Here is a 16,801-nt window from a genome sequence, read left to right on the forward strand (position 1 = left end):
GCCCGGAATTCCGCCGGGTACGGGGTACGATGCTTGCCCATCATCGGCACCTCCTGATCAAAAGGATAGGTGTCCGTTTTCGCGGGTCAACTTCAGGCTGCCAGCATCTGCCGCAGTTCGTCGATGTAGCCGTAGGGCAGCGGTGAATGCACGCTCTCGTCGCGCCGGGGCAGACCGCGATTGGACATCCGGGGCACGGGATTGCGAAACGCCGGCGAGACCACCGGCTGGCCGCGGTCGTCGGTTTCGCTGAACTCGCGCAGCAGCACGAAGTGCAGGAAGGCGTGGATGTGGTTGTTGTACAGGATGCCCTTCGTCGAATCCGGGCACGCCGTCTGGTAGAAGTCGGGCAGGACGATGGTGCGGGCGAGGAACTCTGTCGGGTTGAGCGGCAGCCCCTGCTGGACGAGGTAGCGCTCAAAGAAGGCCACCAACGCACTTAGCCTATCGTCCACACCTCGGGTTTCGCCTTTCAACCACTCCACCGCTAGGGCACGCCAGGCAGCCAGCTGCGGATAGTCCCGCTCGACCCAGCCGAGGGAAGCGTCCGTTTTGCGCCTTACCCCTTTCGACTTGGGGACCAGACCGGAGGATGCTACGGACGCGGTCGTTGTTTTCTTTTCGGCCATGAGGGTTTCTCAGTCGTTGAGTTCGATGCCGGGCAGCAGCAGTCTTGTCACGGATTGTGGCCCGGCATAGTTGTCTCGCAGCCGCCGCGCAGCTGCTTCGAGCGCCGCCAGTGCTTCACGGGTATTCGCCTGCGTATAGACCTCCTGGCTCTCCAGCGAGGCGTGATGCATGAAGCGGCGGATGAGCGTCTTGTCGACGCCGGCGTTGCGAAGGCGCCGGCCGTAGGCGTGACGGTGTCCGTGTGGCGTTGTGCCCAGCGCCTTGCTCACCGTGAGCCCGATGCGCTCGCACGCGGCGGCATGGGCCTTGTTGTACTGGGTGAGCGTGTACATGGCGCCGACGGGCTCGCGCTTCAGGTTGACGAAGGCGAAGGGGTGGCCACGCTCGACGCGTGCGACCTGTTCGAGGTAGCGGTGCCAGAGTCGCAGGAACCACTCGCCATACTCGGGCACGAACCAGTACGCTTGCTTGTAGTACGCGGCGTCATGGGTGCCGCCCTTCCAGCCGGCGTGCCGTCGATCCATCAGATCGGTACGTGGCACCAGGCCAAACTGGTGGGCGAGATACTCCGCCCTGCTGCCTCTACGCGGGCGTCCAAGTTTGTCGCGCCAATCGGCGGGCGCGGAGCCGTAGCTTGGATGGTGAATCAGGACCTTGGCCTGCTTCAGTTTGGCCGGGTCTGGAAACACGTCGGGGATGAAGAGATGGAAAGGCTCGGATTCGCGAAACCCCGCCCCGTGTAACAGCAATGTGATGAGCATGCCCCGGTAGTCATAACGACCACCCGTGCAGAAACCCTTCACCAGCAACTCCTCAAAGCGCTCCTCAGGGAAGGCCGGCGGATCGCCTTTCTCGACATTCGGAGCGCGCCGGCTTCGCACGCGATATGCAGTCCGGACGGAGGACGAGTTCGCCGCCCATATATGCCCAAGGAACGCCTTGCTGCGTCGGTACTGATATGCAGCCTCATCGGTTTGCCGGTCGAAAGCCCCTCCTGCATAGCGGGGATTCACTGCGGCAGTCTCAGGGCGCACTTCCCCGAGCCAATCAAAAAAGTCGGAGAGATGAGTGATGATGTGCGATGCATCTCGCGGTGAACGCGGTGCCCAGCACAAGCCACTGGGGTCAAGGCCGGTGGCCCGATCAAACGTGCCGGTGTAGAGCCTCTGGGCGAAGTTCTGGAACAGACGATAAGTATCGCGCTCCGCCGGATTGGACTGCAGGTATTCAAGAAACATCCGGACGGACCGGGTTACCTTGGTCATCCACGCCAAGCTGCGGTCGTGACTACGAAAGAGGTAGTAGTCGAGCAGCGGCTCCAAGATTCCCGCTGGCGTCAATACCACCGGAAGTTCCGCGTACACGCCTGTCAAATCGGTATGTATGCGCGCCTTGACCGTCACAAACATGTGAAGTGATTGGACAGCGGGTTGAACAAAGCGACATCGCGGGACGGGCCACGAGGCGGAGCCTCAACGACACGCAGGATCACGACTACATCTTCAATTCTGCGCAAGCCATTCTCGCCATACATAAAAAGCCGCGCATTATACATAGGATGCCATCGCACGGTATAGCTTCAACATCCGAAAGGCAAAAAAACACCCCTTCAAGAGGGGTGTTTGAAGCGAATTCAGCTCAGCTTTGCAGAACTATGTATTCCTTGATGGGGGGAATAAGCGATCGCCACAGGGGCTGACCACCGGATTCTGTTTGCTCTACTGCGCGGTATCAGCGGCAAGCAAAATCGACGCATCCAACTGAGTCATGACGCGTATTGGCCGAACTTCCCGAACGAAGAGACTGGTTCCTTTTCGCAACTGCTGAAAGCATTTCGTCTTTTAAGAACACGCGTAGAAACCGTCAGCGAGATAAACCAGAACACATTTCGAACACTTCACTGTTTGTTTCGTTTTTACTCGCGGTGCTACGCGTCGGTTTCAAAGAATGACACATTGATTAGCTCCTGAGCCAATTCATGTTGTCAATCAAATCGCGCTCTCATTATCGCGGTCGATCGGACCAACCATCGCTACGAGTGCGCGTTAGCCAAGACGCAGCGCACGCCACGCATACTTGCGCAAATACGCTCGATTTCCTATCTTGCCAAGAGAGAAGCCGAAGCGACGCGAAAGTTGATAGCTCTCAAAGTTGCGGCCGGATCGAGATTGACAGCCTCAGGCGTCGAAGAGTCTCCGAGCGCACCCTTGGCGCCTCTCAGGATTCGTGCTGCCATTGGAATGCACCACTCTTGGTAAGTGTCTCTACGCGCACGGACAGGAAATCGTGTCGAACAGTCGAAAAGCGCAACGTGGATGCCGAATGTCCGTACCGGTTTACGACCACTGCTGATTTCGCCAACTTTCAAAATCTCAGGCTGACAAAAACTGGAGACGAATCTCATGTCAACTTCACACGTGCGCGGTGCTTGTCGGACAGAACGCGGCTCGCATCTCTTTACCGGTACTGCGTTGTTCCTAGCTCTCCTGTCGACGAGCGCATTTGCCGACGACGCGCAGCAATGCAAAGCTGCAGGAGGCTCGCTGCTAGTCGGCCATGTGCTGTCTCCGCCGCAATTCCAGGACGGCATGTTCAAGAAAGGAGTCGAACTCTCTCACACACATCTTTCATTGAAAGGCGACAGCGATGGGAAAAGATACGATGTAGCGATTGATAACGTCTTCGCGTCTGGATATCAGGAAAACTCGAAGGTGGTTCCCGCGCCGTTGAACTCCATCCGGGTGGGCGACAAGCTCGAAGTCTGCGGCATTCCCTTCAAGGGTGGAATCCATTGGGTTCACAATAATTGTGGAGACACCCCTACGAAGTCGGATCCGAACGGTTGGCTTAAAGTGATTCAGGAGGACGGAAGCGCCGGATCGAATCTTGAGGATAGTCAGCAGTACTGTTACCTCTGGCACCGCAAATAGAGTACGGACGCCCGTCTATGGAGAATCCGCCTAAATCGGACGTTTTATGCAGGTAAATTTAATGCTTTCCGTAGGTGGCGATGTACTGTGCCAGGTTCGCCCACTGCGGCGACGTCAGCAGTTGCGGATGATCTCGCGCGATCTGCTGAGCCACTGCATGAAACCCCTGATTTTCTTCCGAATGGCCCGCGTTCAAATGCGCAGCGAAAGACTCGCTAAACGACGTACTCGGTCCGCCGGCTAGCGCGGGCGGAGGCCCAGCCGTCGCGAAAGCGTTGAGCGCGGTGCTGAGTCTGTCAAGGTGTCCATTTCGCGCCGAAACCGCCGATGAGTATGACTTGTCTGGATCAAGTTTGTCCGCGAAAAGTTGAAGAATCGCCGTATGGTCGAGCTTCCCCGAAAAAACACCGCCGGGAGTCACGTACGGCGACACGAGGATGGCAGGCACGCGCAATCCTGTCGTTTGAAATGAAAATCCCCCTACAACATCCGGAATAGAAAGCGGTGAAACATGGTCGAAAAATCCCCCGTGCTCGTCATAGGTCACGATTAGCAGGGTGTTCTTCCAACGCTCCAGATTGGAGGTCAGTGTCCGGTACACGTCAGCGACAAATGCCTGACCGCCAGCGATACCAGTTGGACTATGGTCGTCATTGGCACCGAAGTGCGGACCGTCCGTATACTCCGGCTCGATGAATATCACCTTGGGCATGATCGCGTCGCTCTTCCAGTCGGAGGCGAAGCGGCTGTAACGTCGAAAATTGCCTCCGACGCCATCATGTGGCAGCGTGAGTGACGTGATAATCTCCGGCAGCCACTTCTTCATCAGGCTGAAAAACGGAAAGAAGCTGCCCGACTGATAGACGCACCAAGGGATTCCGTGGTCCCTCAACCAGTCATAAACAAGCGCCTGGTCGGGGAGGAAATTGGGTCCTTGAACATTGTCGCTGATCGCACTCTCCCCTGCCATCGCCATCAGGCGATTGGCTTGCGTACCAGAAGGCAGCGGTGCAAACCAGTTATCGCAGATAGTGTAATGTCGCGCGAGAAAGTCAAATGTTGGCAACGCTTCCGCATCGTAATAACCCATGACGTCGGCGAGATTTTGAGGGGGCGTGGAGCGACTCGCATAACTTTGCACGAATCCGCCGAGTTCGGGACAGCCACCTGGAGCGCAAGGCGTCTTTATCTGGATCGCTATTGGCGCTCGATCATGCGGAGGATCCGATATTGAAGTGACGCTCGGACTAAGACGATGAATTGGATATTCCTGCCCTGCATTGACATTGACAAAGTTTTGCAACCATTCCTGACTAGAGGACAGTCCGTTCGCTTTGCCTCCTGTCAAGCTCAGGTAGCCTAGCATATGGTCAAATGACCTGTTCTCTAACATCAACACCACGAACGTATCGATATTATCGAGCGCAGCCATTTCCTATCCTCCCTCCACGAATGATCCATTTGCCGTATGGCGTATGCGCCGCGCATACGCCAACGCCTGTCAACGCCAGTGTCATGCAAGGTATACGTCGGGTGGAGCTGACTATCGCTTCACGCTATAGCCACGAAGTTACGTCTGCGCAGCAACGACACCTCACTATAGAATTGTCCGTCACCCACGGCAACCTGTATCGGATGCGACACAGTGATTGACCGTGCCTCGGCTCGATAACCCGTCAAGAAGCTCCCCTACTGGACGGACTGCATCACTCACCGGGTCGAATCAAGCGAACAGTTCACGATCCTTGATCTCCCGGGGATCCTCGTAGTCCTCCAGCCACCAAGGATTCTCTGCAGCAGATTGCGGGGCTCGTTCGAGCGTCAGCTCCGAGCGCGCATCCGAAGCGTTGTGCTGGACGACTCTAAAGCGGTAGTGATCAAAGATACGCAAAGCCTCGACCATGTATGCTGTCGCGACGCGTCTATCCTTGACAAGCAACAGATTTTCCCCGTTTTTTGTGTCGGCAGGTGACGAGAAATTGTACGAGCCCGTGTACACACGGGCTGTTGGCTTGTCGAAGTCAACAACGACGAACTTGTGATGCATACGCACGCCTGCTCCGCCAGTCGGCTCAGCCGAAAATGGTGCCGGCACGTCCCTCGTAAGTGCTTCCGGGTAGACGGGCGCCACGTTTCCGTCAGGCTGCTGAATATCTAACCCGCCCACCTCCCGATCTGAGATACCGTAAACGAAAATCTTGTCATCTTCAATCAGCGTCTTAACAGCGTCGTGCACTGCACCGCCGGTCTGATAGAGGAATGCCAACGAGAACAGCAGACTTGACGACGTACCGGTTCGCATGTCATTTGCAATCGCGTCCAGTTGCGCATTATCAGGGCTGTGGGGAGAAAAGGTGACCAACGGCTTCAGAGAGGCCAATCCGATAGTGGCCTGCTTTGCGGAAGTCGATTCTCCAAAGTCACTTGCGGGCTTATTCCAGTACTCCTCAAACGCGGCGCGAAATATCGATACCGCGGGGTCCCCATTCAGTATCACGGCATTGTTCGACTGCACGTAAAACCCGCGCCAACTGAAGTTCGTCGATCCGCAAACAACGAGCTTCTGTTGGGGACTGTCGACGACAATTGTCTTATTGTGCTGGAGATCAAGCACGTGTTGGCGCTTAACATTCTCCGCGCCTGCGCTCTGCTTCAAGCGAACTTCCGCCGCCGCTTCCGCAGATCCCGGACCTGCATGCTCACCACTATTGTCGATAATGATCTGCAAACGGGAACCCAGCTTCTCGAGTCGATCAACGACCTCTGGAAGATTCAAGTCATAGGCGATGACGCGAACATTCGCATCACTATCGTTCACAGCTTTGTCCAGCACGTTCAGTATCGCCGCGCGAGATTCAAACCCCATCCATGCCAGTGCTTCATCCGCTTTGGGGTGCGTCGGCTTGAAACTCAGTCCTTCTGCGGGTTTGGACGGGAGCAGTTCAGATATTGGCCCATATTCTTGGTATTCGTCTACAAACGCTTGCGACGAAACGAACCCGCGTGTGAAAGCTACGTTTAATTCACCTGGGTATGTCTCCCGCATCAACTGAATCGTCGCCTCCTGCGCAACCCCGTATTCCAATGTACCTGCCTGATCCATAAAAACCGGGGTAACGATGTAGGTGAAGTCGCCGGGAATTTCCGGGTTATATGGGAAGTGCACCCATCGGAACTTCTGAATCGGTGAAAGCCTTGTGGACAACGCATCCGGGTTGACGGTTCCGTCAATCCCTTTGAAGGTGAGCCTGTTCTTTAAAGCAAAGACCTTCTCACCGTTGGGTTCACGGTATTCGATAGCAAAACCGACAAAGTTTCGCGGCGGCGTTCCTTGTTTCCAGTTCATCGCGAGCAGCAGCATGCCTTCACCACGATGAAGCTTAAGGGTGAATTGCGCAGATGCATTCGTGCCTACAACCTGAAAGTCCGATGACATGACGCCTCCTAGGAGCGGCGCGAAGATTCTGGACGCGTGGGGCTGCCGGCGCCGGGCAGCGACCAGTAAATTGATGTTGGCCACGCAACTCTGAGCCGAATTGTTTCCGTGCTTGTCCGTTCAGTACTCGCCTAATACGCAACGAGCTCCGGCCTGTTCGTATCTTCTTAATTGCAGACGAGTCGGCCCACTTAATCGGATGGCCTTCAACCGGAAGTCACAGAATCGGTTCTGGACTGTCGCCCGGAAGCAGCAGTTCGCAGACCTGGCTGAAACGATAGGCGTCGCTGGTCGCATCGAGATCGAAGACCCACACCACGTCAAATCGCGCTCCCGGCCAGTTTTGCGGGGCGCTCGTGTTGCCGAGTATGGCGTTGGCAATCAGTGGTATGTGCTTGTGCTCCCAACCTATCAACACGACACCATCGCATGACATCGCCGCCGTCGTGAGCTCTTGCTCCTGGCCGACAGCATAGGTCGTATTCGTCCGAAGCTTCAGCTTCTGCGCGACAATGCTCACCGTCTCTTCAGGCCGTTTACTCGACTTGCCTGCATCGTCCGAGCCCGCAAACACCGTTTGCGGCTTTGCGAGCTCTGGGCTTTGCAGTTCACCGCGGCTCGGAGCGAAGAGGACGGCAAGCGCGCCGGCGCGGGTCCATCCCGCAACGAGCAGTGAATTGACGTCCTGTTCACCATCGACGGTGACGCCGTAGGGCGGGATCGCACCTTGGGGCTTTTCCCCGTGGCGAATTACCATGATTTTTTCAGCTTTTGCCATGATTTACTCCGGGCGGACGATGATGCGAATTACGAAGTCGCCATGTGCGATGCAGAGGGCACGCTCGATGCACCCGATGGTGCGGGCGTGGTGGTGGACAGAGCTGTCTTGATCGCAGCCAGCATGGCCTGCCCATCGGGTGTACCCCATCCCGATACCGCGTCGTATCCAGGACCGGCACTATAACCGCCTACACTTGCCGTGTTGTTGTTGCCCGAGGTCACGTCGGTACAGCCTATCGCACCGACTGCTTGGCCTGCGGCCCCCGACGACTGATACAGCATGGGCGTCAGATAACCCACGCGCTTTCCGCCGTCGAGTTGCCCGTTTATCAACGTGATCAACGCCGCCCATAGCGGGCTCGCCGCACTGGTACCGCCATTGGGCTCTGCGTGACCATCCACCACAAGCAGATAGGGCGAAGCAACCCAGTCCGCGTTGGCAGCGACATCTGGTATGCACCGCCCCGTCATCGCGCCAGGGTTGACTGATTGGACGGTGATGCTGCTTTGCCAGTCGGGACGCTGAAAGACGTCGCTGACCGCGCCGCCCGTGCTGCCGCCGGAGTCGGCTCGCAAGCCGTCTCCCTCCATCCAAACGACGTCCGCTTTCGTGCCGTTCAGATCGACGATCGTCGTTCCGCCCACGGCGAGCACATAAGGACTCGAAGCCGGAAAATCTGCGTGCGCGTGGCCATCGTCCAGCCCATCGCTCGAACCATCGTCGCCGGCAGCCACGCAAACCGTCACGCCGAGATAGGCTGCCTCTTTCAGTGTTTCGTTGATCTGGGACATGGCCTGATCGGACCAGATGTTGGTGCCTTCGGGTGCGCCCCAACTGATTGAGAGCACGCCGGGATTGTTGTCTTTGTCCTGCATCGCGGCGTCCAGCGCTCCGATCATTCCCTGCTCTGTCCATGCCGCGAAATAGACCACGATGCTCACGCTCGGACACAGCCCCGCCACAACTTCGACGTCGAGCATCACTTCGCCTTCGGCACCGTCTCTGCTCTCGGTCGACGTGCCGTCCGTGCTGACGACCGTTACGTGCGGCGCAGACAATTCGGCCTTCGCGCAGAACTTGCTCAAATCGCTCGGGAAATACCCACCTCCAAATTCAAGGATGCCGACCGTCTGTCCCGCGCCTTCGCCGGAAGGAAAATGATAATGTTCGCCGAACTGCCACGGTAGATACCACCGCGGCGTCGACGACGACAGGGCCTGCCGTGCGCCTGTATCGCGAACCGGTTGACGGCGCCGTCGCACGGTGCGCCGATCGTCGAGTCCGAACACACCTTGCACGACATCCTTCAGTTCGTCGGGGATAAACAGATAGCCGACGCGCCCCCGATAGTTCCCGCCAGCGTGCGCGTAGTTGAAAAGCTTGACGTTAAACGCGGACTCCATCGCGCTGACCGGCCCTGACAATCGAACCGCGCGCGCGCTAACGCTCGAGCTAACGGTCTTGATACCGAAGCCCGACATGACTTTCGTTACCTTGTCGATGTCATCTTGTGACGCGCCATACCGGGCTGCGAGTTCGTCCCTGGTCAGCGGGTTCGTTGGGCGCGCTTCCAGCTCCGGCAACGCCTGCTTGCGTCGCAGCTTCAATGTCACTTCGATGATGCCGTGTTGATTGGCCTGTCCCAGTACTGTTGCGCCGGACATGGCGCGCCTCAGGCTGCCGGGTAGCTTACGATGCGATACGTTCATGATGGCCCCACTTGACGATGCTGCTGACTCATTCGGAAAAGCTCAATACGGCGTGCGGCTCGAACGTTTGCGATACTTCGCTGCCCCTGTTATCGACTTCTGCTCTGGCTTGACGGCTGCCCTGATGGCCTCGACATGTGCCTGCGCATTACCATAAAACGACGTCAGGTCCGCCTTCATTGCCGTTCTCGATTCATTGTCCAGATAGATCATATGACCCGACGGATAATTCTTTACGGTCAGGTTGTTCTGGATCAACGTGCTATCCAGCGGCATGCCCTGGAAATTGATCAGTGTCTGGAAGAACGGCGTCACCGCATCGTAATACCCGTTTGCCGAAAACACCCTGAGGTAAGGATTGACGGCCATCGCGGCGGCGAGATCGCCAGCGGTATAGAGACTCCCGCCACCGCCCCTCTCCGCGCCCGTCGGATCGACATGACTGAAGTCCCAGTTTTTGAAAGCCAGGTCGTTCAGGTCCATGAACGGTGAAATGGATGTGTATTGCAACTCGTCGTTGAGGTACACGTTCCACATTGCCGTGTAGACACCGCTCACGGCCGCCATCGTCGGATCGTTGCCGCCGGAGTTGGGTGCAATAAATTCGGCGATGCCTGTGTCTTCGCCTGTCACCCGGCCGTCATAGGCACCCACGGCGAGACCGTCTTCCATCAGCAAACTCGTCAGGAACACGTTTCCCATTGCCGGATTGAGCTGCCAGTACTTAAGGACCATTGGCGGAATACCCAGGATGTCGCTCAAGTGTTGCAGGACGTCGGGTGCAACATTGGGGAAGGAGTTGAACGCGTTCACATAAGGACCCGCCGCGAACGCCTCCACTTGCTCCATGAAACTGACCAAATCCGCCGGAACGGGCGATACGGTGACTTTCTTGTGGAACCAGGCATCGGCTGCAAAAGTCGGCAGGGTTCCAATCGGATTGCCAGCCTGCGAATAATCGAGAATCGACGATTGCAGCACGATTCCGTTCAGATCGACGCCGTCTTCATGCAGCAGCCAGGTGAGCACACACGTCCGCGGCGTTCCGTACGATTCCCCAAACAGGTACTTCGGAGAATTCCACCGGTTGAACACCGTCAGATAACGCTTGATAAACTGCTTGATACACCCAGCGTCTTCGTCGACGCCCCAAAAGTCCTTGTTAATGTGAGGCTCGATCGCAGTCGAATAACCCGTGCCGACCGGATCGATGAACACAAGGTCAGTGAGATCGAGCAGGCTGTCCGGATTGTCTTCAAGCGTGTAAGGCGCCGGCGGCGTGAAATCCGGCATACTCGTTTTGATCCGCCTCGGTCCAAAGGAGCCTAACAGCAGAAAGACCGACGACGAGCCCGGTCCACCATTATAGAAAAAGGTCACCGGTCGCGTAGATGGCGTCGCGTTGTCGGCCGTAAATGACACGTAGAACAGTTTGGCGCCGTGCCGCGAACTGTAAGTGTCGGTCGTGACAAGATGACCCGCCCGCGCCGTATACCCAATCGACTTCCCATTGAGAGTCAGCGTGTGGTGTGTGATTGCGGCATGTTCGTCGACATCGCTGACTGAATCATCCGGACCGTAGCCGTACGGCGTCGTATCGGCGAGTGGTTGATCGTGAGGGACTTCATTACTTGCGGTGCTAGTCATCGCGGACCTCCGTATTCACTACCGGGCGCACACACCGGTTACCCGGAATTGGAAAGCAACGCCCAACACGTAGCATCCGGCGTCGACAGAGATGTCGACGCCGTCTTGTTCGTCAAACACGACGTGATGTGCGCGATGCAAGGAGATTTCGGCCCTAATCGCGATGGCCCTTGTCTCGCCAATGCGAACGTCGCTGTAACGTACGCTTCGGGGCCGGGCTTTAGTTCACTGAGTTGTTTTAATGGTTGAATGTCGCGAAGTATAGGAAAGCGTTCGTTGTTTCCAAGTAGCTTTTCAATTTTTTTGTTGTCCATCGAACAGACAGTTGAAGACCTGCGAAAGGATGTCAATCGATCAATATAACCCCATGCTTACTGCAGAGTTGTGCGCCGTTTCCTGGTATTGGCTTACAACGAGGAAATGACAATGGAGTCGAGAATGTTTACGAAAGAAACTTGAATGAATTACGAAATCCACTTCGACAGCCGGCGCGCACCATGCACGAGAAGTCCGCTCAGCCTTGGAGCTTTTCCATTGCCAGAAGAGCCGCGACCACGGTCCTTCCTTTCGAGCGAGGACCCGCAGCAGCGTGTGGCGATTGCGCGCCGTCCATAAATCCCGCACGCCATACCTGCTCGACAAGCCGACCTCTGCTCCGAACACGGAAATAGCTGACGAGCTGCTCGATGTCATGGCATCACCCGGGAAGGATGGAATGGCCATCCAGAAACAGCGGGTCCTCCGTACAGGGCTATCGCTTCCGGTTGAAGTATGGGACGCACGTGGCGTCTGATATCGACGACATGTCAGCGTCATCGAAAGCCAGTCGAACACTTCTCAGAGAAGACACCGCACTATGGTGGCCACCTTAGGTTCCTTGATAATATTCCGCCCCATTCATAGAATGGTTTGATCTTTTCGGTTTTCTTAATTCCGTAACGCTGCCCCTGATATTGAACTGTTTTAAACCGCGATTCTGTGCTCGCCTTCATTTCACGGTGTAGGTAATCAAGCACAATTCTGGTTCATGTACGCACACCCATAAGGTTGCAACCGACCGTACGTGGAGGGCAGCATGACTTGCGAAATTCCCCTTACCCGCCGTGCCTTCTTGAAAACCATGGGAAGCGGCTTCGTCACAGTCACGGTCACCACCATCCCGTCGTTGTTGAGCGGCTGCGCCACTGGATCTCAGGATGGACAGCTAAATCCCAAACTCGCGGCCAGCCCCAGCCTGACAGCAATTCGGCCCAATGAGACGCCGGACTGGGCACCCGAACCTGGGAAAGCCCGCTGGCGAATTGAAGGCTTGAGCAAGGTAACAGGGGCGAAGATTTACGCACGCGATTTCAAGGCCAGTGACTTTGAGGGGTGGCCGAAACAGGAAAACTGGCTATATGCGCTTAGGTGCAATCGGGTCAACCAAATCGTACAGGATATCGATCTGAGCGTCTTGCCGAACAGGCTCCAGCCCGTTGTCGTCATCACTAGTGACACACTGACCGAACATAAGATTCCAACATCCGGCGACTCGAATCCCGACAATAGAGCAAGCATTGAACTCCTTGCACGAAAGAATAATGCCGCAGGCTGCTATGGCCAGCCGGTCGCGCTGCTTGTTTTCGAGAACTTCGACATTTATCGCCAGGCAAAGAAGATACTCGACTTCAATGACCGCGTCATTCAATACGGGGCAACGGTATCGGTAGCAAGCACGTACCCGCTCTCCCCGTTCGACGATACCACTACGTTCCGTGATGCGAAGATCTACGTACGCAATGACGACCATCAATTCCGGAACACTCAGATGGTTCCGAACGAGTTCGGCAATCCGACATCAGATTTCGAACAAAAATGCCGCAGCGAACGCGACATCATCTGCAAGCTAGCGGCAAACAAAGTCAAAAGCGGCGATTGGCGCGAGTTTGGAACAGCAGACGGACGAATTTTTCAGACACCCGCCATGGATCCGATGTTCATGGAACCCGAGTCGGGTCTCGCGTGGTACAACCCTGAGACCAAGACACTTGATATGGTCTTGGGAACCCAGTCACCACACGACGATGGAACTACGGCGTTCAATCTCTTCAAAGACAGCGACGTCAAAGTGGATCGGGTTTGTGTCATGGCCTGCTATCCAGGCGGCGGATTCGGCGGTCGCGACAAGTCGTATTTCCCGGCCTACCTTGCGTTGGCCGCGGGTCTCACGAAGGGGCCTTTGCGTTGGCAAATGTCCCGGTATGAACAGTTCCAGGTCGGATTGAAACGCTCGGAGACACGGTTCGAGGAGACGATCTGGTTTGACCGCCACGGGAAAATCCAGGCACTGGACAGCAAGTTTCTGCTGAATGCCGGCGGGAGGAAGAACCTGACAGGCGCGGTCGGCGACCTTGCAGCGATGAGCGCGATGAGTTGCTATGAAATCCCGCGCGCGTCTGCAGAAGGTACCACCCTGTTCTCGCCGGAAGTCTATGGCGGCTCTCAACGCGGCTTCGGTGGACCACAAGCCTACATGGCTATAGAGACCCTGATGGACGAAGCCGCGTACGCGCTGGGAAAGTCCCCTTTCGAGATCCGACGTATGAACCTGCTGGGTTCACCAAACAGCCGGACCATAACAGGCGGGAAAATCCTTTTCGATTTGCAGTTGAACCAGCACCTGAACCTGCTGGAATCTCATCCCCTGTGGACCGAAAGGGCGAGGATCCGTTCTGCACGCGCAAAACGGCAGCTCAAATATGGTGTCGGGCTTGCGATGTCCAATCAGGCATATGGAACAGGCAAGGATGGCGTGTTCGCTATGGTGGAAATCCAGCAGAACACCGGGTTGCGGGTGCTGACGAACTACACCGATATGGGGAATGGTGCCGCCACTACGCTCGCTCTGGCACCCTCAACCCAGCTCGGCCAGAATGCTCAGCACATCAAGATGAGTGAAGTGGATGCGTTTGTTTCTATCGATGGCCTCGATGCACGCAAGTTCGGTCTATGGTCGCAATACCCAAAAACGAAGGGGCTTTCAGGCCCATTCGGTTCGTCGAGTGCTTGCCTCGGCGCGTTCCACCACTATCAGGCTGTCGACCGTGCAGCAATGACACTGATGCTCCATAGTGTGCTGCCGGCAGCCCGTCTGCTATGGCGTAACCAGAACATTCAACACCAGGACGTCAGGTGGGTAAGCGGAAAGTTGACCACCGCGGGACATTCTGCACTCAGCTGGCCCATGCTGCTCGACCAGATTAACCGGTTGCAATGGGATACGGTGGCCGCGGTCCATGTCACCTATGCCGGGGATTTCTGGAGAAGCAAATATCAATTCAGGTCGGGCGATCACGACATGGATTGCGACTTCATCGCTGTCGGCTCGGATGTGCACAAGCTGAAAACCGTGGCGCACGGTGCTCTCGTTCAGCCAAACGAACTCGTCGTCGGATACGGGCGGACAAACTACGCACCGGCTGCGGCTCTCGTCTCGGTATCGGTCGATGCCAAGACGGGGCGGGTGAAGGTCGAGCGTGCCGTAACCACATTGAGTGCCGGCCGTCTTATTTGCCCGGAGATAGTGGCAGGCCAATCGCACGGCGCAGTCGCGATTTCCATCAGCAACGTGTTGAGCGAGCGCTGCCCGCTTGGGCCGGATGGTCCCGGCAACGGCAGATGGAATCTCGATAGATATCAGATTACTCGCATGGTCGACGTGCCTGAACAGGAACTGATCAACCTGCCACCGCCTGACGGGGCCCATCGAAATGAGGCACGCGGAATCGGCGAAGCAGTCATGTGCCCTATCGCACCAGCGTTGCTCAACGCGCTCGCGGCCGCTACCGGGCATCGTTTCAGGCAGACACCCGTCACGCCAGACCTCATCCGGGAGACGCTCAAATGACCGATGCCGACATTAGGATCCATGTCAACGGCCAGGCGGTAACGGTTTCCGCGAAGGACACCGACATGAGCCTCGCCGAATATCTTCACGAGCGGCTCGACCTGACCGGCACAAAGGTCTGTTGCGGTATCGGCGTGTGTCGCGCATGCACAGTCGGCATTCGGTACCGACCGGACGCGCTGATGGAGAAAACCCTCGCTTGCACGACGACAGTCAGTGCAATTGCCAACCAGCATGTCTTCACGGTCGAGGGTCTTGCCCAGGGCAACGGGCTTTCTGCGCTTCAGCAAAGATTTCTTGAGTCATTCGCCTTTCAGTGCGGGTACTGCACGCCAGGTTTTCTGATGGCGGCCACGGCCATGCTCGACCATCTTAAGGAATATCGCGTGTCCGCCGATCAGCTAGACGCGACGATCGAGACCTGGGTGGGCGGAAACCTTTGCCGCTGCACCGGGTACGTCAAATATAAGCAAGCAATCAAGGCGGTAGCAGAAACGCAGATCAAGGGCGGAGCGCGACCATGAGAATCGCGCCAGTTCTGATTGCGCTATGCTTCCTGTGCGTTGGCGTGACCGGCCCCGTCATGGCAGACAGGCGGGAGCAGACACTGCTCGAATACGGTTCGCAATGTGCCAGAGAAATCGGTGAAATTCCGCCATTTGATTGCAATAGCGGTACCGAAATACCTATCACTGTCGACGGGAAACCACCTAGGCCGGAAGAGTCGCCAAAATACTGTGATAGGCCGTCGCTCCTCGTTCCTGAAAAGGAAACCTCGGAGCAGTGCATGCCGCACTCCAGGATTCTCAATCTGTCGCGCGGAGCCACGCAGATTTCCGCCTATTGCCGCCAAAACTCGCCACGCAAACAACCCACCTCGTTCTTTGATGAAGTTGTGGTCGTTCTGCATCACGCAGGAAATGGAAAGACATGTTGGTTTCAGTCCAAACCAGAGACCAAAACGGATGGCATCGATACCTCACGTGTGCCACCGCCCAACGAAAAGAAACCCCCTCCAGGACATATCGCCGCCGTTGAATTCTGGAAGACGCCTGCTGAGGTTGCCGCCCCGAAGCGAAACTGCATTTCGTGCCACGATGCTGGCCCGTTCATCCTGAGCCCCTTTATTGCTCAAGTTTGGGACAAGGTACCGACCGACCCCTTGGGAAAATACTCCAATATCGGTACCGCGTTCGAATCGCAGCATGTGCAGGTAATGAGCACGCCAGGCAACACCTGTGTTGGCTGTCATCGAATTGGCACGGACCAAAGTTGCAAATTCTATCTCGGCTTTTCGACGGGAACAGCCGCACCGGGCAACAACAAGGTTGCCAACAGCTATCCGTTGAGTCACTGGATGCCGACCAACAACAACATGAGCCACGCACAATGGGATGCCGCAAACGTCAAGTCTGTTCACGCCCTGTTGAATTGCTGCAAGGATCCTAATCTTACTGTGTCATAAAATAAAGGCGTCTTCCCAGACTTCGGCAGCATGGACACGCGTCGAGCCCGGCGACCAGCCGGACCGTAAGTTCGTAGCGGATGGTGGCAATCGAGTCAGCCGTGTGGCGCTGTGCGCGCCGGACTTCCCCGCGCAATGTAATCGTCGGGAACTGCAGGTGTCTGGCGTGCTGCGAAGTTTTTTTTGGCGCTGACCGGGGTACCGGTAGCGAGACGCTCTGAGAGCAGGAACCCGTAGGCCGCGATCGCCAGTGCGGCGTGGTGGTGAAACCCACGCCATCCCCGGCCTTCGTAGTGTCCCAGCCCCAGCTCCTGCTT

The 16,801-nt window shown here is 56.7% G+C and carries 11 protein-coding genes and 1 pseudogene; 4 read left to right on the forward strand and 8 right to left on the reverse strand.

What is annotated here, in order from left to right:
* Positions 1 to 92 precede the first annotated feature (92 nt).
* Together BLT65_RS45745 and gmtY are read right to left on the reverse strand one after the other, a co-directional pair.
* Entirely contained in the window at positions 93 to 629 is a 537-nt protein-coding gene (locus tag BLT65_RS45745) for a VPA1269 family protein (protein WP_091790645.1), read from the reverse strand.
* Positions 630 to 638: 9 nt separating this feature from the next.
* On the reverse strand, positions 639 to 2,039 hold the full coding sequence (gene gmtY, locus BLT65_RS45750) for a gamma-mobile-trio recombinase GmtY (RefSeq protein ID WP_091790646.1): 1,401 nt from the start codon (positions 2,037 to 2,039) through the stop codon (positions 639 to 641).
* A gap of 993 nt (positions 2,040 to 3,032) precedes the next feature.
* Here gmtY and BLT65_RS45755 point away from each other — a divergent pair.
* Entirely contained in the window at positions 3,033 to 3,560 is a 528-nt protein-coding gene (locus BLT65_RS45755) for a hypothetical protein (protein ID WP_244187114.1), read from the forward strand.
* Between the two features lie 58 nt (positions 3,561 to 3,618).
* Here BLT65_RS45755 and BLT65_RS45760 read toward each other — a convergent pair whose 3' ends face one another.
* The 5 genes from BLT65_RS45760 to BLT65_RS45780 all read right to left on the reverse strand — a co-directional run bounded on the left by BLT65_RS45760 (position 3,619) and on the right by BLT65_RS45780 (position 11,133).
* Entirely contained in the window at positions 3,619 to 4,992 is a 1,374-nt protein-coding gene (locus tag BLT65_RS45760; RefSeq protein WP_091790647.1) for an alkaline phosphatase family protein, read from the reverse strand.
* 291 nt (positions 4,993 to 5,283) lie between these two features.
* On the reverse strand, positions 5,284 to 6,996 hold the full coding sequence (locus BLT65_RS45765) for a phospholipase D-like domain-containing protein (RefSeq protein WP_091790654.1): 1,713 nt from the start codon (positions 6,994 to 6,996) through the stop codon (positions 5,284 to 5,286).
* A 217-nt stretch (positions 6,997 to 7,213) separates the two neighbouring features.
* The gene (locus BLT65_RS45770; protein WP_091790648.1) at positions 7,214 to 7,774 is read right to left on the reverse strand and encodes a hypothetical protein; all 561 of its coding nucleotides are present in this window, start codon (positions 7,772 to 7,774) and stop codon (positions 7,214 to 7,216) included.
* Between the two features lie 29 nt (positions 7,775 to 7,803).
* Entirely contained in the window at positions 7,804 to 9,441 is a 1,638-nt protein-coding gene (locus BLT65_RS45775; RefSeq protein WP_167306674.1) for a S53 family peptidase, read from the reverse strand.
* An 87-nt stretch (positions 9,442 to 9,528) separates the two neighbouring features.
* Entirely contained in the window at positions 9,529 to 11,133 is a 1,605-nt protein-coding gene (locus BLT65_RS45780; RefSeq protein WP_091790650.1) for a S10 family peptidase, read from the reverse strand.
* A gap of 1,075 nt (positions 11,134 to 12,208) precedes the next feature.
* Between BLT65_RS45780 and BLT65_RS45785 the strand changes: the two genes are divergently transcribed.
* The 3 genes from BLT65_RS45785 to BLT65_RS47035 are packed head-to-tail and all read left to right on the forward strand — an operon-like array spanning position 12,209 to position 16,484.
* Positions 12,209 to 15,019: a xanthine dehydrogenase family protein molybdopterin-binding subunit gene (locus BLT65_RS45785; RefSeq protein ID WP_091790651.1), complete on the forward strand. Its 2,811-nt coding sequence runs from the start codon at positions 12,209 to 12,211 to the stop codon at positions 15,017 to 15,019.
* The gene (locus BLT65_RS45790) at positions 15,016 to 15,543 is read left to right on the forward strand and encodes a (2Fe-2S)-binding protein (RefSeq protein ID WP_091790652.1); all 528 of its coding nucleotides are present in this window, start codon (positions 15,016 to 15,018) and stop codon (positions 15,541 to 15,543) included. Before BLT65_RS45785 ends, BLT65_RS45790 begins: the two co-directional genes overlap by 4 nt.
* Positions 15,540 to 16,484, forward strand: coding sequence for a hypothetical protein (locus tag BLT65_RS47035; protein WP_143036729.1), 945 nt, complete (start codon positions 15,540 to 15,542; stop codon positions 16,482 to 16,484). Before BLT65_RS45790 ends, BLT65_RS47035 begins: the two co-directional genes overlap by 4 nt.
* A gap of 95 nt (positions 16,485 to 16,579) precedes the next feature.
* On the opposite strand, the pseudogene BLT65_RS45795 reads toward BLT65_RS47035, so the two are convergent.
* Positions 16,580 to 16,801, reverse strand: a pseudogene (locus BLT65_RS45795) (IS701 family transposase); the annotation flags it as partial.

It is taken from the genome of Paraburkholderia steynii, from assembly GCF_900100565.1.
Lineage (GTDB): Bacteria > Pseudomonadota > Gammaproteobacteria > Burkholderiales > Burkholderiaceae > Paraburkholderia > Paraburkholderia terrae.